This is a genomic window from Acetobacter malorum, from assembly GCF_002153605.1.
Classification (GTDB): Bacteria; Pseudomonadota; Alphaproteobacteria; order Acetobacterales; family Acetobacteraceae; genus Acetobacter; species Acetobacter malorum_A.
Genome location: NZ_JOPG01000018.1, coordinates 138,928 through 156,966 on the forward strand (window position 1 = coordinate 138,928; position 18,039 = coordinate 156,966).

Sequence of the window (18,039 nt, forward strand, 5' to 3'; positions counted from 1 at the left end):
TGACCATGAGTCTTGCGACAATCCCGGCGCATCTGCCGTTTCTCGATCAACTTGCTGCGCGCTGGCTTCAGGCTGCGGGGCATGACCCGGAGGCCGTGGGAGAAGGGACGATTATTCTGCCCGGTCGACGTGCGGCTCGTGGTCTGACAGAAGCATTCCTGCGGCAGATGGATGGCCGCGCCATGTTGCTGCCGCGTATTTTGCCCATCAGCGCGCTGGATGAAGCTGAACTGGGTCTGTCTTCCGGCCTGGGAGGAACCGCCGGGTTTGACCTGCCTCCTGCCGTGGCTGGTATGACGCGCCTTGCGGTACTGACGCGCCTAGTGTTGCAGGCGGAAGGGGCATTTGGCACCCGGCCAACGCTGGATCAGGCCTGGCCTTTGGCCAAAGCGCTGGCTGATCTGATGGATGAGGCAGAATGGGCGGATGTCGATCTGGCTACACGTTTGCCGGAAGCCGTTCAGGAAAATTTTGCGGAACACTGGCAGGTTATCCTGAAGTTTCTGGAAATCGTGACGCGCGCCTGGCCAGAATGGCTGGCGAGTCAGCAAGTGATGAATCCGGTCGCTCGTCAGGTCACGCTGCTCCGTGCGCAGGCGGGACTTTGGCAGGAACAGGCGACGCAGGGAGATAAAACACCAGTCTGGGCAGCTGGGTTTACAAATATCATGCCAGCAACGGCGGAAGCTTTGTGGGCAGTGATGGCCTGTCCGGGTGGTCGTGTGATTCTGCCCGGTCTGGATCTGGAGATGCCGGAAGAGACGTTTGTGCAGTTGCCGGATAGTCATCCGCAGGCAGGGTTAAGTCATCTTCTGGCCGCGCTGGATGTCGTGCGGGCCGATGTTGCACTCTGGGATGCTGAAGGAGGCTTCCCGGAACGGGCGCAGGTGCTCTCCCGTGCATTGCTGCCGGCATCGGCTTTGGAGGACTGGGCGAAGTCTGGCCCGGTCAATCTGGCGCATGTTACCCGGCTTGACGCAGCGGACCAGCAGGAAGAAGCTGTGGCTATTGCCATGATTTTGCGCAATGTGGTGGAAACACCCGGTAAGCGGGTAGCGCTTGTCACGCCGGATCGCGCCCTTGCTGCTCGCGTTGCGACGGAACTGTCCCGCTGGGGCGTGCTGGCGGATGATAGTGCTGGTGCTTCTTTAATTGAAACACCCGGTGCGGTGCTGCTGCGGCTTGTGGCGCAGATGATCGAGAACCGGTTTTCTCCGGTTTCTGTTTTATCTGTTTTGAAACATCCTTTGGTGGCGTGTGGTCTTTCCATGGGGGTGTGCCGTGCTTCAGCGCGTCTGTTGGAACGGATCGTGTTGCGCGGGCCGGCTCCTCCGCCCGGGTTTGCAGCTTTGCGGGCCGCAGTGACGGCTGTTTTGAAAGAGCACGAAAAGGATGAGCGCGCCTCAGCGCGCGCAGAGGGCGGGGCAGAAGCAGACCGGCCTTACGGGCCGGAGCCTCTGGAAACCTTTATGGACCGTCTGGCTTTTTGTCTGGAGCCAATTTTACCGTGGGATGGCTGGACTGCTAGTGTAAGCGACGGAGTGCCGGCGGATGATCCGGGGCTGGAAGCGTATGCAGACCCGGAAGAGAGGACGACTGAGGCGCAGACAGGGCCAGAGGGCGAGACGCCAGATTTCAGCCACCGGGGACCCGTGCCAGATTTATTGGCCTCCCTGATTGAGGCTGTTGAGCGGCTTGTCAAAACTGAAGAGGAGGACGCGGCAAAACGGCTATGGAGCGGGGAAGAAGGGAACGCGCTGGCGGGGCGTCTGACTGAATTGATGATGGCGTCTGATGTTCTTCCCCCTCAGCCGCCTGCAGTGTTGGACGGACTGTTAAGCGCTGTGCTGGCGGAAGACCGTGTGGCCGTGCGGCGTGGCGTGGAGCATGCCGCCTTGCATCCGCGTGTGTTAATCTGGGGTTTGTTCGAGGCTCGCTTGCAGACGGCGGATGTGGTTGTGCTGGGTGGACTTGCCGAAAATATCTGGCCCCCGGCGGCAGATGCCGGACCGTGGATGAGCCGCCCGATGCGCCAGCGTGTTGGTCTGCCCTCGCCAGAACAGGGAGTAGGGCAGGCTGCGCATGACTTTTTTGCCAGCGCGGCTGCGGCAGGGGAGGTAGTGTTGTCCTGCCCGCGTCGGCGGGACGGCGCACCCGTGGTGCCTGCCCGCTGGATTTCCCGGCTGGATGCGTTTTTATCCGGGCGTGGCCTGACGGTTCCGCCTCATTCGGCGCTGGAATGGTTGCAGGTGTTGGATCGGCCAGATGGCCCCGCGCAGCCTGTTGCTCCGCCTCGTCCTACGCCGCCTGTTGCTTTGCGTCCTCGCCGCTTAAGTGTGACTGAAATCGAAACATGGATGCGTGATCCATACGCCATTTATGCGCGCCATGTTTTGAAGCTTCAGCCGTTACCGGAACTGGAAGAAGCAGCTGATGCCTCGGATTATGGGATGATTGTGCATGAGGCGCTGGAGGACTGGTTCCGCACGCATGGCACAACATGGCCCCCGCAGGCGGAAGCTGGGTTGCAGGAGGCTTTCCGGAAAGCCTTAATCAAACACACGTTGCGTCCGGCGTTGCAGGCATGGTGGGAGCCACGGCTGATGCGCATTGCCTCATGGGTCGCGCATGCTGAATCCGCTTTGCGGGAGGAGACGGGAACGCCTGCGGTCATACGCACGGAGTCTCGTGGGCAAGTGGATATTCTGGATGCGCCGCAGGGCGCGTTCCGGCTGGTCGGGCGGGCCGACCGGATTGATTATGATGCGGAAGGCCGCGTAATTGTGCGGGATTACAAAACCGGTACGCTGCCGTCTGTGCGGGATGTCCGGTCCGGCTGGAGTCCTCAATTGCCCCTGGAAGCGGCAATGATTTTGCGAGGTGGCTTTTCCGGTTTGCCCGGGACAGCGGATATTGCCGGGCTGGTGTACTGGCGACTGACCGGGGGCGCTGACCCTGGCGAGGAAGTCGCGATCAAGCCGGAAGGGGACGTGTCTCTCACCGCCCTGGCGGAGCAGACATGGCAAAGCCTGCGGGAGCGCATCTGTGCGTATGACACCCCGGACCAGCCCTATCTCTCGCATCCGCATCCTGGTCGGGAACCGCGTTTTGCGGATTATGCGCGTCTGGCCCGTGTGCCGGAATGGAACACGGCACGGGTGGAGGATGAGGCATGAGTAGTATTAAAACCATGATAAAAAATCCTGCGTTTTCTGAAGCGATTGATCAGGCCAACCGCCAGCAGGCTCTGGCGTCTGACCCGACAGCGTCTGTATTTGTCTCGGCTTCTGCAGGGAGTGGTAAAACCAAACTGCTGATTGACCGCCTGCTGCGGCTGATGCTTCCTCGTCTTAATCCCGCAGGCGGAGATGTGCTTCCGGGCAGTCCTCCGGCCCGGATTTTGTGTCTGACCTTTACCAAGGCGGCTGCGGCGGAAATGGCAATCCGGCTCCAGACGCGCCTTGGCCGCTGGGTGACGTTGCCGGATGACGCACTGAACAAGGAATTGCAGGGGTTATCTGTTCCTTGCACTGTAGAAACCCGCAAGCGGGCTCGGGCTTTGTTTGCAGAAGTGCTGGATCTGCCGGGAGGGATGCGCATCGGCACTATTCACGCCTTTTGTCAGTCACTGCTGCGGCGCTTCCCGCTGGAAGCGGCCATGAACCCGCATTTTACCGTGATGGAAGAAACCGATGCCACACTGGCCTTGCAGGGCTGTGTGGAAACGGTGTTGGGCAATAGCCCGACAGAGAGTATCGCGCCTCTGGCCGGACAGATCAGCCTTGGGGATTTTGTTAATCTGGTCGGCGCCCTCCGGCATGATTCACGGGCGGAAGCTATTCGGGAGCGCGTGCTTAAACTGCCAGCTTTGCTGCCAACTCTTCTCTGCCGCGTGCTAGGGCTGCCGCAAGGGGCGTTAAAGGGGAGTGATGCCGCGCAAATTCGTGACGCCTGCACGGATTTTCCGGGTGAGGAGCGTTTGCGTGCGCATATTCCCACATTGGTGGAAAAAGGCACAGAGGCCGTTAAAGCAACGGCCTATCGTCTTTTGGACTGGCTGGCGTTACCGCCGCCAGAACGGGCTGCGCAATGGGATGAGTGGCGGAACGCTCTGCTCACAAAGGATGGAAAACCGCGCAAACGGGGTTTGATTACCACAAAACTTGCGAATGATTATGCCGATCTGGCGACGGCTCTTGAGCGCGAAGCCGCACGGATTCTGGAGGTGGAAGAAGCCTTACGGGCCAGACGGCTGGCACGGCTTGGTCTGGCGCTGCTGAAAACGGCGGCTCCGGTTGCGGCTTTGTATGACATCCGCAAAAGTCAGCGTGGCCTTGTGGAGTATGATGATCTTATCCGCCGGACACTCGGCCTTTTGCAACAACCGGGTGCGGCTTGGGTGCTGTATAAACTGGATGGCGGGATTGACCACCTGCTGCTGGATGAGGTGCAGGATACGTCACGCGAACAATGGCGCATTGCGGGTGACCTGACGGCAGAGTTTTTTGCTGGAGAAGGTACGCATACGCAGGAGCAAGGCCCACGTACCGTCTTTGCTGTGGGCGATTATAAACAGTCTATCTACGGTTTTCAGGGGGCTGATCCGGAATCTTTTCGTCTGTGGCGTCGGGAATTCAAAAACCGCGCGGCTTTTGCCTCTCTGCCGTGGCAGGAACCGGACCTGACCGTGTCTTTCCGCTCTACTGCTCCCGTTCTGGCGCTGGTCGATGCGGTATTTTCCGTGCCGGATGCCGCGCGAGGTGTGGCGGAAGAAGATGGCCGGGCTATGCGACACCTTACGGCCCGTCCGGGTGAAGGGGGGCGCGTGGAACTGTGGCCTCTGGCGGAGGCGCAAACGAATGAGGAAGACGCCCTCAGCCCGTGGGAGCCTCCCACGGCCAACACCACGCGCCAGAACCCGCAGCAGAAATTAGCTGATACACTCGCACGTTTTATCGCGCGGCAAATCAGCACACCGCCGGAAGAGGGCGTAGCGCCGTTAACGCCGGGAGATGTGCTGGTGCTGGTGCCGCGTCGGTCCTCGTTTGTCACGGCGCTAATTCGCGCTCTGAAAACAGAAAATGTGCCGGTGGCGACTCTGGTGCGTACAGGGCTGGCCGATCAGCTTGCTGTGCAGGACCTCATGGCGTTGTGCGGCGCGCTGCTGCTGCCGCAGGATGATCTGACATTGGCCTGTGTGCTGACGTCGCCTCTGGGTGGTCTCTCGGATGAGAGCCTGATGGTGCTGGCGACCGGGCGTGGCAAGGCAGAGCCGCTCTGGTCCGCCTTGCGGGAGCATCATGCGGAGCGTCCAGACTGGACGGTGGCCTGGCAGATGCTGGATGGCCTGTTCCGGCGGGTCGACTACCTGACGCCGCATGAGCTGTTGTCCGAGGCTCTGGGCCGGTCTGGTGGTCGCGCGCGGCTGCGGGCGCGTCTGGGGCCGGAGGCTGCCGAGTCGATTGATGAACTGCTTTCAGCGGCTTTGCGCTATCAGGATATGCATCCGCCCTCTCTGCAGGGCTTTCTGCACTGGTTGCGTAATTCCGAAGAAACAGTGAAGCGCGAGGCCGAAGCCGGAGGCGATGCGGTGCGCGTCATGACCGCGCATGGGGCCAAGGGGTTGCAGGCCCGTCTGGTCATTCTGCCCGACACGGTGGGGACACCCCGGTTCGAGGATCGTCTTTTCTGGGTGAAGGACGAGCCAACCGGGCTGGACGTGCCGCTTTATGTGCCACGCGGTGCGCTGGCCGTGAGTGTGACGCAAAAACTGCGGGCGGCCATGCAGGCCAGCGCGATCGAGGAATATAATCGTCTGCTCTATGTGGCGCTGACCCGGGCTGCGGAGCGTCTGGTCGTCTGCGGCTGGAAGCCGGGGCGCGTGGTGCCACCGGAAAGCTGGTATGAGCGGTGCCGGAAGGGGTTTGAAGTCGTTGGCGCAGTCCCGCAGGAGTGGGATGCTGGTGGCTGGACGGGCGAAATGCTGGTGCTGGAGGAAAAGCGCCAGCGGCATGGTCCGCAAGAAGGCCAGAAAGATCAGTCGGCCAGTTCGCGACCTGTTGCAGTCGCTCCACCTGCTCTGCCCGCATGGCTGGGGCATGCCCCGACATGGCAGGGCAGGCCGCCGGTGCCGGATGCGCCGCTGGCCCGGCCTCTCGCGCCCAGCCGCCCGGATGATGCCATGCTGGGGCCGCTGCCCCCGGTGCGTTCCCCGCTGGATGTGGCCACGGTCACGCCCGCTGCGGCGCGTGAGGCGGCCTTCCGGCGCGGCACACTGGTCCATGCGCTCTTGCAATATCTGCCAGCCTACCCGCAGGCCCAGCAGGCCGGGATGGCTCATGCCTGGCTGAGTCGGCCAGCCAGCGGACTGAAGCCTGAGGAGGCCGCAGCCTTGGCGGAACAGGTGCTGGGTGTGCTGGCCTTGCCGGATCTGGCGCCTTTGTTCTCCCCACAAGCGCGGGCCGAGCAGCGTCTGGCCGGTGTGGCTGGTGGCCAGGTGATTGTGGGGCAGGTGGACCGCATGATGCTGCTGCCGGACAAGGTGCTGGTGTGTGACTTCAAAACCGGGCGGCATACGCCGCGCACGGTGCAGGCTACGCCGGTGCTCTATCTGCGCCAGATGTCGGCCTACCGCGCTTTGTTGCAGGGGCTGTACCCCGATAAACCCGTGCGGTGCGTGCTGGTCTGGACGGAAGGGCCACGCGCGGATGTGCTGCCGGATGCCTTGCTGGACCTGCATGCGCCGGGGGGGGGCTCATACAGCGCATCTTGACCGGATGCGCTGGCCCCTTAAGTGTAGAGGGATACAGAAGTGGATGGGGAACCGTTTGCACGCAGCTGGGTTTGGCCCTGCACGACGCACCTGCGTGATCCGTCCCTTAAACCAAGGAAGAGACAATCCATGAGTGAACATACACGTGCTGTTACAGATTCCAGCTTTGATGCCGATGTGCTCAAGGCCTCTGGTCTGGTGCTGGTTGATTTCTGGGCAGAATGGTGCGGCCCGTGCAAGATGATCGGCCCGGCGCTGGAAGAACTCGGCAAGGACTTTGCTGGCAAGCTGACGGTCGCCAAGATCAATATCGATGATAACCCGGTCTCTCCCAACACGTACGGCGTGCGCAGCATCCCGACCCTGATGCTGGTGCGTGATGGTCAGGTGCTGGACACCAAGGTGGGTGCGCTGCCCAAAAGCCAGCTGAAAGCCTGGGTTGAAGGCGCTCTGTAAGGCGCGTCTCCCAGTCTGACGCTTCGTCCTGCCGGGCCATAATGCTTGGCAGGACGGCGCAAGCAGCGTAAGGCACGCTGCAACAGGGCTATGTTCCCATTTTTTGATTTATCGCAGTTGCAGGGTTCAAAATGAGCTGGATCACCGAATACGTCCGTCCCAAAATTCGCGGCCTGCTGCGTCGTGACGTGCCGGATAATCTGTGGACCAACTGCGAGTCCTGTAGTCAGATGGTTCTGACCAAGGAACTGCACCGCAACCTGAATGTGTGCCCCCATTGTGGACACCACATGAAAGCGCCGGTAGCCGACCGTCTGGCGTGGACGTTTGATAACGGGGAATGCACCCGGATCGAACTGCCCCCCGCCCCGGTGGACCCGCTGGGCTTCCGTGATCAGAAAAAATATACCGACCGCCTGAAAGACGCTCGCGCCAAGAGCCATCTGGATGAATCCCTGATTGTCGCGCACGGCACCATAGGTGGCCACCCGAGCGTTGTAGGTGTCATGGCGTTTGAGTTCATGGCAGGCACCATGGGCGCGGCGTTTGGCGAGCGCTTTGTGGCTGCTGCCCGTCTGGCGGTTCTGCAAAAATCTCCGCTGGTCATTTTCACGGCGTCGGGCGGCGCGCGTATGCAGGAAGGTGCGATCAGCCTGATGCAGATGCCTCGCACCACCATTGGTGTGCAGATGCTCAAAGAAGCGGGTCTGCCTTATATTGTGGTGTTTACGAACCCGACCACGGGCGGCGTAACGGCTTCCTTCGCCATGCTGGGTGATGTGCAGATTGCTGAGCCCAACGCCCTGATTGGCTTTGCGGGTCCGCGTGTGATTGAAGATACCGTGCGTGAAAAGCTGCCTGAAGGCTTCCAGCGGTCTGAATATCTGCTGGACCACGGCATGCTGGACATGGTGGTCAAACGCAAGGATATGCGGGAAACGCTGGCCCGTCTTATTGGCCTGCTGATGCGCGCGCCCGTGACGCCGGAAGGCGATAAGGTTGCGCCCACACCTGCCGCTACGGTTATACCGGATGCCGCTCCTGCGGCCCCCGCTGCCTGAGCGTCTGACGCGTGACATCCTCTTCTGGCGGCTCTGCGCTGACAACTGAGTTTTCTGGCCGCACCGGAGAAGTGCTGGAACGGCTGAACAGCCTTTACCCGGCGTTGATCGATCTCTCGCTGGGGCGGCTGGAAACCCTGCTGGGCAAGCTGGGCCACCCGGAAGACAAATTGCCGCCCGTTATCCATGTGGCGGGTACCAACGGCAAAGGCAGCACCTGTGCCACGCTGCGCGCCATTGGCGAGGCAGCAGGCTGGCGCGTGCATGTGATGACCTCACCGCATCTGGTGGATGTGACGGAGCGTTTCCGCATTGCTGGCAAGCTGGTGAGCGAGGCAGAACTGGTCGCGACACTGGAAGAGATTGAGACGGTGAATGCAGGCGCGCCTATCACCGTGTTTGAGGTGCTGACGGCAGCTGGCTTCCTGCTGTTCTCGCGCCACCCGGCGGAACTGGCCATTATCGAGGTTGGTCTGGGTGGCCGGTGTGATGCCACCAATGTGCTGAAGCACCCGGCAGCCTGCATCGTCACCTCTGTTTCTATGGATCATGAAGCGTTTCTGGGGAACACGCTGGAAGCGATTGCTGCGGAAAAAGCCGGTATTTTCAAACCCGGTGTGCCTGCTGTAACCGGCGCGCAGCCGGATGCCGTGCGGCGTGTGCTGGAAGCGGAGGCCCGCAAGGTGGGCGCGCCGCTCGCCTGCCGTGGTGAGGCCTGGCAGATTGCCCCGGCATCTTCTGCTGGTGTGTCTGCGCCGGATGGCAGCCTGATTTTTACCGATTCACGGGGCACACTGACGCTGCCAGCCCCCGCTCTGACGGGCCCATGGCAGATGGAAAATGCCGGTCTGGCTGTGGAGGCTCTGCGTGTTTCTGGTCTGAGCGTGCCGGACGCTGGCTGGCAGGGCGTGGGTAAAGTCTCATGGCCTGCACGCATGCAGCGCCTGCACGGCAAACTGGCGGAAAGCCTGCCCGCAGGTTGGGAACTATGGCTGGACGGTGGGCACAATCCCGGCGCGGGCCATGCGCTTGCGCAGGAATTGCAGAAGTGGGGCGATGAACCCCTGCACCTGCTCGTGGGCATGAAACAGACTAAGGATGCCACGGGCTTTCTGAACCCGGTTTTGCCTTATGCCACTACCCTGTGGGCCATTAGTGAGCCCACGCAGCATCTGGCTCTGCCGGTAGAAGCGATTGTCGAGGCTTCCGCAGGCAAGGCGCAGGTTGGCCCCACGCTGGTCAAAGCTTTGGAGGGTCTCAAGGCCCAGTCAGACGGTAAACCCGCCCGCGTGCTGATTTGCGGCAGCCTGTATCTGGCTGGTGTAGCGCTGACGCAGGATGGCTGGACGCCGGGCGTTTAAGCACTGGCCTATCGGCTGATAGATATTGTGATGGATATTTTTTAGTCTGATCTTATTTTCCCTGCCAGATCTCTGACTGATATTATGGTATCCTTGTTGCACACAAATGTATTTAAGGATCCATCGTTGCTTGTGGAAAATTATGTTATAAATCTGAAGTCCAGACCAGACCGGCTGGAAGTTTTCAAACAAAAAAATTTCAAGAACTTTGATAGAATAAAAATATTTGAAGCTTATGACGGAAAAGAAGTTTCTCGCACAGCATTGGTTGAAGAGAATTTTATTTTAGAAGAAAATACCTATCAAGAAACGGCATTAGCTGTGGCTTTATCGCATGTGCATTTATGGAAAATGTGCGTTGAAACTAATCAAATAATAACAGTAATTGAAGATGATGTGGTTTTAGAAGATGATTTTTTTAAGATACAGGAGGATTTAATAAGAATAAATTCTGATTTTGATATTATGCTTTTTGGCTTTAATGCTGATTGGCCTCTGGAAGTTTCTTTCGGAAATGGTCTCCCAAAATCAACAATATTGTTTGAAGCACAGCCAGAGGAGTTTTTTAAAACTAAAACGTACTCTACACCAAAGTTGGAGGCGTTTGCTGGTTGCTGTTGTTATGCGATTACGCCAAGGGGCGCAAAAATATTTTTAGAGACCATACTGCCGCTCGGAGGGGGCTATTATCCGTTACGAGTGTTTAAAGCACCTTATGGAGGCGATTTTACGAAGGCAGAATGGTGCAACTCAGGCGTCGATGTTGCCATGAGTATGTGTCTGCAAAATATGATAGCTAAGGTCTGCTTGCCGCCCATCGCAATTCCGGCAAATAACTGGGCCGATTCCTCCTTTGAGAGAAAAGGGCATTCAGTGTACTGATCGGATGAAAATTCCTATCAGAATGCGCACGGGAGTATCGCGTAAAGCATCCGGAAGGATGGCTGAAGAGCCTGCTAAATTATGGGAAAAAATGGTGCCCCCATTCAGATTTGAACTGAAGACCTACCGCTTACAAGGCGGTTGCTCTACCACTGAGCTATAAGGGCACAGCACGTTACGTGCAGGGGAGGATTAAAACTGTAAAACATGCGGCGCGTCAAGATCCGGTTTTCGATCTTCCGGCAGTTTTTTGGTTGTGCGGATATTGCATCGAACCACACGCTGGCGCATCTAGTCGCTTATGTCGCACTCTGCCTCAGCATCTTTGCCAGCACTCTCTCTGCACGATAGTCAGCGCCGCGCGACCGTGCCGTTCACGCCGCTCGATCCGCAGCACGTGAAAGTCTATTATTGTGGGCCTACGGTCTATGATCTGGCCCATATCGGTAACCTGCGCGCCATGCTGACGGCAGACGTGCTGGTGCGGTTCCTGCGCCATGCCTATCCGCGTGTGACCTTTGTGCGCAACATCACGGATGTGGATGACAAGATCACCGCCCGCGCCCGCGCCAACGGGGAAGATATTGGCTCCCTGACGCAGCGCACCACGGAAGAATTTCATCAGGATCTGGCCGCCATGAACGTGCTGCCGCCGGATATTGAACCGCGCGCTACGCATAATATTGGCGAGATGCAGGCCCTGATTGCCCGCTTGATTGAAAATGGCCACGCCTATGAGGCTGATGGCCACGTGCTGTTCTCGGTCGCGTCTTTTCCGTCCTACGGTGCGCTGTCTGGCCGGGACCCGGAAGATCTGGTGGCCGGTGCCCGTGTGGAAGTGGCGGGTTACAAGAAGGACCCGGGTGACTTCGTGCTCTGGAAACCCTCCGATGCCGACCAGCCGGGCTGGGAAAGCCCGTGGGGCCGGGGGCGTCCGGGCTGGCATATTGAATGCTCGGCCATGTCGCACCGTTATCTGGGGGAAAGCTTTGACATTCACGGTGGTGGGTCGGATCTGCTCTTTCCCCACCATGAGAATGAGCGCGCCCAGAGCCTGTGCTGCTTCCCGCAGGGCAAGTTCGCCAATTACTGGGTGCATAATGCCATGCTTCTCGTTGAAGGCGAGAAGATGTCCAAATCACTCGGCAACTTCCTGACGATTCGGGATGTGTTGAAACAGGCTTCGGCGGAGGCCCTGCGTCTGCTGCTGCTGGGGGCGCACTATCGCTCTACATTGAATTATACGCAGGCTGGCTTGCAGGAATCCCGTAAGGTGCTGGACCGCTTCTACCGTGCTTTAGCCGCAGGCCCTGTGCCGGAGGTTGCTCCGTCAGAAGCGGTCATGAAGGCGCTGGCGGAAGATCTGAATACGCCGATGGCGATTGCTGAACTGCATGCTCTGGCCGGTCAGGCCCTGGCGGGTGACAGACAGGCCGCCGGGGCTCTGAAGGCTGGTGCTGGCATGCTGGGGCTTTTGCAGGAAGACCCGGAAAAATGGTTCAAGGGCGACAGTTCTGATGAGGACGCCGAAATTGACGCCCTGATTGCCGAGCGCGCAGCCGCCAAGAAGGCCCGTGATTTTGCAAAGGCAGATGCCTTGCGTGACCAGCTACAGGGGCAGGGCATTGTGCTTGAAGATACGAAAGACGGCACCATTTGGAGGCGCGCATGACCGGGCGTGACGGCGGGGCACCGCTGGAGCCTGTTGGCAACACGCCGGTTGTGATTCTGGTCCGTCCGCAGCTTGCGGAAAATATTGGCACCACGGCCCGCGCCATGGCCAATGGCGGACTGTTTCATCTCCGGCTTGTCAGCCCGCGCGATGGCTGGCCGCAAGACCGGGCCTGGCGCACAGCTTCTGGCGCGGACCGGATTCTGGAAGCCGCCACAGTTCATGAGACCGTGGATGACGCCATTGCTGACCTGCACCACGTTTTCGCCACCTGTCCGCGTCCGCGCCATATCGTCAAAACAGTGATGACGGCGCGGGGTGGGGCAGCGGAATTACGCGCTGCCACCAATCGGGGGCTGAAAGTCGGTCTGCTGTTCGGGCCGGAACGCGCCGGGCTGGATAATGAGGACATGGCGCGGGCCGATGCGCTTATTCGCTATCCGCTAAACCCGGCCTTCATGTCGCTCAATCTGGCACAAGCCGTCATGATCATGGCGTATGAATGGTGGATGGCGGAAGATCAGACCGCGCCGCGCGAACTGATGACCAACGAGACCCACGTCGCCACCAAAGGCGAATTGGAAAACTTCATGGGGCATCTGATCCGCGAGCTGGATGAGTGCGGTTTTCTGCATAACGAGCAGAAACGCCCCGGCATGGTTCGCAATCTGCGGCACTTTTTTACACGTGGGGAAGTGACGGAGCAGGAGCTGCGCACACTGCATGGCGTGGTGCGGGAACTAGCGCACCCGCGCAGAAAATAACGCACGGCGGGAAAGCTCTTTAATCCTTCAGACCGCTATATACCCGTCTTAGTGCGGTCTGGCAGGTGCGGGGCAGACCTGCGGTCAATCTGCCCCGGCACAAGGAAATCAGTCAGCAGCCAGCGGCATGTTGCGGTGCGCCATGGCTGTCGTCACGTGGTCTTCCAGAGCAGCCGTCACTTTGTCCGCCTGTTTGGCAAAGATATGGTCTGCATCGGGGAACACGCGGTAATCCACCGTTACACCCTTCTGGGTGTTTAGCTTGTCCACCAGTTTATGGATGGCGGGTTCCGGAGCCATGTCATCCTTGCCGCCTGCAATCATCAGGCCGCCACAGGGGCACGGTGCCAGAAAGCCAAAATCATAATAGGTGGCCGGGGGTGCAACGCTGATCCAGCCGGTAATTTCCGGGCGGCGCATCAGCAACTGCATGCCCACAAAAGCCCCGAAGGAGTAGCCGGCAATCCACAGACCGCTGGCATTCGGGTTGACCATCTGCATCCAGTCCAGAGCGGCGGCGGCATCGGAAATTTCACCAATCCCGCCGTCATACCGGCCCTGAGACCGCCCGACACCACGGGAATTGTAACGCATGACCGAAAAGCCCATTTTTTCAAAGGACCGGTACATAGCGTAGGTAATGCGGTTGTTCATTGTGCCGCCGTGCAGCGGGTGCGGGTGCAGCACCAGCGCCAGGGGAGCATTGGGCTGGTTGGAATGGTGGTAACGCCCTTCAAGACGCCCGTCCGGGCCGGCAAACATAACCTCAGGCATTCGGGTTCCGCATGGTTTTGAAATGCGTCCGTGGGCATGACGCATCCCGGTTTGGCAGATGCTCCGGCAAGCGGCGATGCCACGCTACAAGCCGGTGCGGGCGGGGCAGAGGGCCCGCAAAACTTTTAAAAACAGGCCACCCACCGCCGCAGGCTGGAAAGATGCGGCTGAGAAAGGTCTGTTATGGACATGGTATCATGCAGGAGGCAGGAAAAGGGGTGAGACGCAAAATCCAGGATTGACCTTGCTGCTGGCAGGGGCATACTGCTCCTGTGTTGTCTTGTGGCCACCAAAGACACCGGAAAACAGACGCTCCATGCTGGCCCCACCTTGCTGCACTGTATGGTATTAACCATGTGCCCTTCTATAAGGGGTGTGCAGTCATAATTTCCACATAAATCGTTCTAATGGCTGTTTTGTGCCCCTTGCAGGGGAAAGCACGGACAATTGAAAAGAAATGGGCAGCAGGAAAAACGTGGTGGGACGGTCGCAGGGGCTGGCCGGAAAGAGGAGCTGGGTATGAGTCTCTGGGCGCGCAGCGCGGGTGAGACGCCGCGCATAATTTATCTGGACGCAAACGCCACGGAACCGCTGCGGCCAGAAGCGCGGGAGGCCATGCTTGCAGCGGCTGATCTGACGGGCAATCCGTCCTCCGTGCATCGGGCCGGGCGTATGGCGCGGGCTATGCTGGAAGAGGTGCGGGATCAGGTTGCAAAAACCCTCGGTGTTGCGCCGCTAAATTGTATTTTTACGTCCGGCGGCACGGAGGCCAATGTGCTGGCCATGCACGGGCTGGGGCAGGGCAGGCGTTTTCTGGTGGGGCAGACGGAGCATGATGCTGTGCGCAAGGGCGTACCAGCAGGCGCACCGCTGACGTGGTTGCCGGTTGAGGGTAGCGGTCAGGTGCGGCTGGATGTGCTGGAAGCCGAACTAGCGCAGGATGGTCCACCCGCTTTTGTCTGCCTGATGCTGGCGAATAACGAGACCGGTGTTCTGCACCCCATGGCGGAGGTTGTGCGCCTTTGTCAGGCGTATGGCGCGCATTTGCATGTGGATGCCGTGCAGGCGGCAGGGCGTATGGCGCTGTGTGTTGAAGAGATGGGCATGGATAGCCTCGCCTTGTCTGGCCACAAAATGGGTGGGCCGAAAGGGGCAGGGGCACTGCTGCTACGTGGTCCGGCTCCCGCGCGTCTGGAGCCGTTGTTTGAGGGCGGCGGCCAGGAACAGGGCCGCCGGGGCGGTACACCACCTTTGCCGGCACTCGCCGGTCTTGCGGCTGCTTTGCAGGCGTCTCTGGCCCAGCCAGCTCAGCCGCTGGCGGTGTTGCGGGACAAGCTGGAACAGGCGGCGGTTGCCGCAGGTGCAGTGGTGAGTGGTGGCACGGCACCCCGGCTGGCAAACACCACCAATCTGTCTTTGCCGGGGCGCAGAGCGCAGGGGCAGCTGATGCGGCTGGATCTGGATGGCGTGTGTGTGTCCGCCGGGTCGGCCTGCTCATCGGGTAAGGTTGCGGTCTCTCATGTGCTGGACGCTATGGGGCTGGGGGATCTGGCAGGGCAGGCTATTCGTGTGTCGCTGCCCTGGAATGTGACGGAAAGCGATATAGATCAGTTTATCCGGACTTACAGGGCCATGGCGCAAAGTGCTGTGCCCACTATTGCGGGCTAACCAAAAAGGGGAGGACATGGACGAGCTTTATTTCGATCATGCGGCGACCACCCCGTGTGACCCGCGCGTGCGGGCTGTGATGCTGACCGCTCTTGAAGAAGAGAACGGGAATCCGCACAGCAGCACCCATGAGTCGGGCCGTAAAGCTGCGGCGCTGGTGGAAACGGCGCGGGCAGAAGTTGCAGCGCTCATTGGGGCCGACCCACGTGAGGTTATTTTCACGTCCGGCGCGACTGAAGCCAATAATCTGGCCATCAAGGGGGCAGCCCGCCATCTGGCCGCACTGGGCAGCCCGCGCCGTCGGGTGATTACCGTTGCGACCGAACATAAATGCGTTCTGGAAAGCGTGCGGGATCTGGCTCAGGAAGGATTCGAGCCGGTTATTCTGCCAGTAGACGCCAATGGGCTGCTGGACCCGGCTGTTTTGCACAAGGCGCTGGAGGTGCCGACCGCGCTGGTCTCCATTATGGCAGCCAATAACGAGACAGGCGTGTTGCAGGATTTTGCAACGCTTGCCCCGCTGGTGGAGCAGGCTGGGGCTTTCCTGCATTCTGACCTTGCGCAGGCTGCGGGGAAAATTCCCGTGGATGTGCGGCGCATGGGTCTGGCTCTGGGGTCCATTTCCTCACACAAGCTCTATGGACCCAAAGGGGCCGGGGCGTTGTTTGTCCGCCGTCGCCCACGGGTGCGGCTGCAACCCCTGTTTTCTGGTGGTGGGCAGGAACGTGGGCTGCGGTCTGGCACATTGCCGGGCTTTCTGCTGGCCGGATTCGGGGAGGCGTGCCGGATTGCGCAGGCAGAACAGGAGATAGACGCTGAACATCTCGCGCATCTGCGGAACGTGTTTCTGGCGTGCGTGAAACAGAGGCTGCCGGGGGTTGTGGTCAATGCCGCAAGCGCGCCACGTCTGCCGGGTTTGTTTAGTCTGCGTCTGCCGGAAGGCCTGAAGGCGCTGGACGTGATTGCCGCCATGCCGGGGCTCGCGGTGTCTCTGGGCTCGGCCTGTTCTTCAGCGGAAATCGCCCCATCTTATGTGCTGGAGGCGATGGGGCTAGGGCGTGATGAGGCCGGAAGAAGCTTGCGTCTGTCCCCCGGACGTTTTACCTCAGCCGCCGAGGCGGAGCGCGCGGCGGAGAGGCTGGTGCAGGCCGCCATGACAAAGACAGCCTTGGCAGGATAAAAAACGAATGCCCCAGATGACGTTTGTTGAACAGGACGGAACCGAACGCACGGTTGATGCACCGCTCGGCCTTTCTGTGCTTGAAATTGCCCACAAGCATGGCATTGATCTTGAGGGAGCCTGTGAAGGTTCTCTGGCCTGCGCGACCTGCCATGTGGTTGTAGACCCGTCCTGGGCACCTAAGCTGGCTGCCGCCACGGATGATGAAGAAGATATGCTGGATCTGGCCTTTGGTCTGGAAAAGACCTCCCGCCTTGGGTGCCAGATTGTCATGACCGAAGCACTGGATGGTCTGGTTGTGCGCCTGCCGCGCACGGCCTGAACACTATTTACAGAGAATAAAGGGGACGCGCCGATGCGCATTCTTGTGGCCATGTCCGGGGGGGTGGACAGTTCCGTGGTTGCCGCCCGCCTTCAGGCAGAAGGGCACGAGGTAATCGGGGCGACCCTTCAGCTTTATGATTCCCGCGGTGCGGCCAAAAAAGGCGCCTGCTGTGCCGGGCAGGACATCCGTGATGCCCGTGCCGTGGCCGACCGTCTGGGTTTCCCGCATTACGTGATTGATGCGGAACGCCGATTTAAGGACAGTGTGATCGAGCGGTTTGCCGATGCTTATGCGGCAGGCGAGACGCCGGTGCCCTGTGTGGCCTGCAATCAGGGCGTGAAATTTACTGACCTCTTGGGGCTGGCGAAGGAAATCGGGGCTGATGCCATGGCCACCGGGCACTATGTGCGCCGTGTGGAAGGCCCGAACGGACCTGAGCTGCATCGCCCGGTTGATGAGGCGCGGGACCAGTCATGGTTCCTGTTCGCCACCACGCGGGAGCAGCTGGACTTTTTGCGCTTCCCGCTGGGCGATATGCCGGACAAGGCCGCCGTGCGTGAGGAAGCTGAACGGTTTGGGCTGGTTGTGGCGGGTAAGCCCGACAGTCAGGATCTCTGCTTTGTCAGCGATGGGTCCTACGTGGATCTCGTGGAAAAAATGCACCCCGAGATGGCTGGTCCTGGCGAGATTGTGGATGGTTCCGGTCGCGTTGTCGGCCAGCATGAAGGCGTGATGCGCTTTACCGTCGGGCAGAGCAAACGGCTGGGCAACGCGGCCCGGCTGGATGGTGAGCGCCAGATGGTGGTGGGCGTGGAACCGGGTCGCAAGCGTGTGGTGATTGGCCCGCGTGAGGGCTCTTATGTCAGCACCCTTTCCGTGCGGGATGTGAACTGGCTGGTGGATGCCCCGCCGGAAGGTCTGGTCTGCCGTGTGCAGATGCGTGCGCGGGAAGAACCTCGCCCGGCTCGTGTTGTGCCGACTGCGGAGGGCGCGACTGTTCTGCTGGAAGAACCGGCCATGCCTGCCCCCGGTCAGGCCTGTGTGTTTTATGATGGCAGCCGCATTCTGGGCGGCGGCTTTATCCGCCGGGCGGAGGCAACGTCGGCGGCCTGAAGGAGAGAAAA

Annotated in this window: 13 protein-coding genes and 1 tRNA gene; 12 read left to right on the forward strand and 2 right to left on the reverse strand. The window is 60.1% G+C overall.

The window, feature by feature from the left end:
* Window positions 1–5 precede the first annotated feature (5 nt).
* The 6 genes from addB (at window position 6) to HK23_RS08755 (ending at window position 10,532) form a co-directional block, all read left to right on the forward strand.
* Entirely contained in the window at window positions 6–3,176 is a 3,171-nt protein-coding gene (gene addB / locus HK23_RS08730) for a double-strand break repair protein AddB (RefSeq protein ID WP_086653647.1), read from the forward strand.
* Window positions 3,173–6,772, forward strand: a complete 3,600-nt coding sequence (addA, locus tag HK23_RS08735) for a double-strand break repair helicase AddA (RefSeq protein ID WP_256940123.1) — start codon at window positions 3,173–3,175, stop codon at window positions 6,770–6,772. Before addB ends, addA begins: the two co-directional genes overlap by 4 nt.
* A gap of 129 nt (window positions 6,773–6,901) precedes the next feature.
* Complete coding sequence (gene trxA / locus HK23_RS08740; protein WP_043549901.1) at window positions 6,902–7,228, forward strand: thioredoxin TrxA; 327 nt, start codon at window positions 6,902–6,904, stop codon at window positions 7,226–7,228.
* A gap of 131 nt (window positions 7,229–7,359) precedes the next feature.
* Window positions 7,360–8,289, forward strand: coding sequence for an acetyl-CoA carboxylase, carboxyltransferase subunit beta (gene accD / locus HK23_RS08745; RefSeq protein ID WP_256940124.1), 930 nt, complete (start codon window positions 7,360–7,362; stop codon window positions 8,287–8,289).
* An 11-nt stretch (window positions 8,290–8,300) separates the two neighbouring features.
* Window positions 8,301–9,650, forward strand: a complete 1,350-nt coding sequence (locus tag HK23_RS08750; protein ID WP_086653648.1) for a bifunctional folylpolyglutamate synthase/dihydrofolate synthase — start codon at window positions 8,301–8,303, stop codon at window positions 9,648–9,650.
* A gap of 132 nt (window positions 9,651–9,782) precedes the next feature.
* A complete protein-coding gene (locus HK23_RS08755) occupies window positions 9,783–10,532 on the forward strand; it encodes a glycosyltransferase family 25 protein (protein WP_179193854.1) in 750 nt (249 codons plus the stop codon).
* Between the two features lie 92 nt (window positions 10,533–10,624).
* Here the strand turns inward: HK23_RS08755 and HK23_RS08760 are convergent.
* Window positions 10,625–10,699, reverse strand: a tRNA-Thr gene (locus HK23_RS08760).
* 134 nt (window positions 10,700–10,833) lie between these two features.
* Between HK23_RS08760 and cysS the strand changes: the two genes are divergently transcribed.
* The gene (gene cysS, locus HK23_RS08765; RefSeq protein ID WP_179193855.1) at window positions 10,834–12,204 is read left to right on the forward strand and encodes a cysteine--tRNA ligase; all 1,371 of its coding nucleotides are present in this window, start codon (window positions 10,834–10,836) and stop codon (window positions 12,202–12,204) included.
* Window positions 12,201–12,968, forward strand: coding sequence for an RNA methyltransferase (locus HK23_RS08770; RefSeq protein ID WP_082881613.1), 768 nt, complete (start codon window positions 12,201–12,203; stop codon window positions 12,966–12,968). Before cysS ends, HK23_RS08770 begins: the two co-directional genes overlap by 4 nt.
* 108 nt (window positions 12,969–13,076) lie before the next feature.
* Here the strand turns inward: HK23_RS08770 and HK23_RS08775 are convergent, their stop codons facing one another.
* On the reverse strand, window positions 13,077–13,742 hold the full coding sequence (locus tag HK23_RS08775; protein WP_025828379.1) for an alpha/beta hydrolase: 666 nt from the start codon (window positions 13,740–13,742) through the stop codon (window positions 13,077–13,079).
* A 519-nt stretch (window positions 13,743–14,261) separates the two neighbouring features.
* On the opposite strand from HK23_RS08775, the gene HK23_RS08780 reads away from it, so the two are divergent.
* Genes HK23_RS08780 through mnmA form a run of 4 tightly spaced genes read left to right on the forward strand, consistent with a single transcriptional unit; the run spans window position 14,262 to window position 18,028 of the window.
* A complete protein-coding gene (locus HK23_RS08780; protein WP_086653691.1) occupies window positions 14,262–15,410 on the forward strand; it encodes a cysteine desulfurase family protein in 1,149 nt (382 codons plus the stop codon).
* Window positions 15,411–15,426: 16 nt separating this feature from the next.
* On the forward strand, window positions 15,427–16,590 hold the full coding sequence (locus HK23_RS08785) for a cysteine desulfurase family protein (protein ID WP_086653651.1): 1,164 nt from the start codon (window positions 15,427–15,429) through the stop codon (window positions 16,588–16,590).
* Window positions 16,591–16,597: 7 nt separating this feature from the next.
* On the forward strand, window positions 16,598–16,912 hold the full coding sequence (locus tag HK23_RS08790) for a ferredoxin family 2Fe-2S iron-sulfur cluster binding protein (RefSeq protein ID WP_043549910.1): 315 nt from the start codon (window positions 16,598–16,600) through the stop codon (window positions 16,910–16,912).
* A gap of 33 nt (window positions 16,913–16,945) precedes the next feature.
* Window positions 16,946–18,028, forward strand: a complete 1,083-nt coding sequence (gene mnmA, locus HK23_RS08795; protein WP_086653652.1) for a tRNA 2-thiouridine(34) synthase MnmA — start codon at window positions 16,946–16,948, stop codon at window positions 18,026–18,028.
* The last annotated feature ends 11 nt before the right edge of the window (window positions 18,029–18,039 follow it).

What these genes read in the sequence shown, in the direction of transcription:
- cysS (WP_179193855.1), top strand. Translation starts at nt 10,834, where the DNA reads ATGTCGCACTCTGCCTCAGCATCTTTGCCAGCACTCTCTCTGCACGAT.
- accD (WP_256940124.1), top strand. Translation starts at nt 7,360, where the DNA reads ATGAGCTGGATCACCGAATACGTCCGTCCCAAAATTCGCGGCCTGCTG.
- trxA (WP_043549901.1), top strand. Translation starts at nt 6,902, where the DNA reads ATGAGTGAACATACACGTGCTGTTACAGATTCCAGCTTTGATGCCGAT.
- addA (WP_256940123.1), top strand. Translation starts at nt 3,173, where the DNA reads ATGAGTAGTATTAAAACCATGATAAAAAATCCTGCGTTTTCTGAAGCG.
- HK23_RS08780 (WP_086653691.1), top strand. Translation starts at nt 14,262, where the DNA reads ATGAGTCTCTGGGCGCGCAGCGCGGGTGAGACGCCGCGCATAATTTAT.
- HK23_RS08775 (WP_025828379.1), bottom strand. Translation starts at nt 13,742, where the DNA reads ATGCCTGAGGTTATGTTTGCCGGCCCGGACGGGCGTCTTGAAGGGCGT.
- HK23_RS08790 (WP_043549910.1), top strand. Translation starts at nt 16,598, where the DNA reads ATGCCCCAGATGACGTTTGTTGAACAGGACGGAACCGAACGCACGGTT.
- addB (WP_086653647.1), top strand. Translation starts at nt 6, where the DNA reads ATGAGTCTTGCGACAATCCCGGCGCATCTGCCGTTTCTCGATCAACTT.
- HK23_RS08770 (WP_082881613.1), top strand. Translation starts at nt 12,201, where the DNA reads ATGACCGGGCGTGACGGCGGGGCACCGCTGGAGCCTGTTGGCAACACG.
- HK23_RS08785 (WP_086653651.1), top strand. Translation starts at nt 15,427, where the DNA reads ATGGACGAGCTTTATTTCGATCATGCGGCGACCACCCCGTGTGACCCG.
- mnmA (WP_086653652.1), top strand. Translation starts at nt 16,946, where the DNA reads ATGCGCATTCTTGTGGCCATGTCCGGGGGGGTGGACAGTTCCGTGGTT.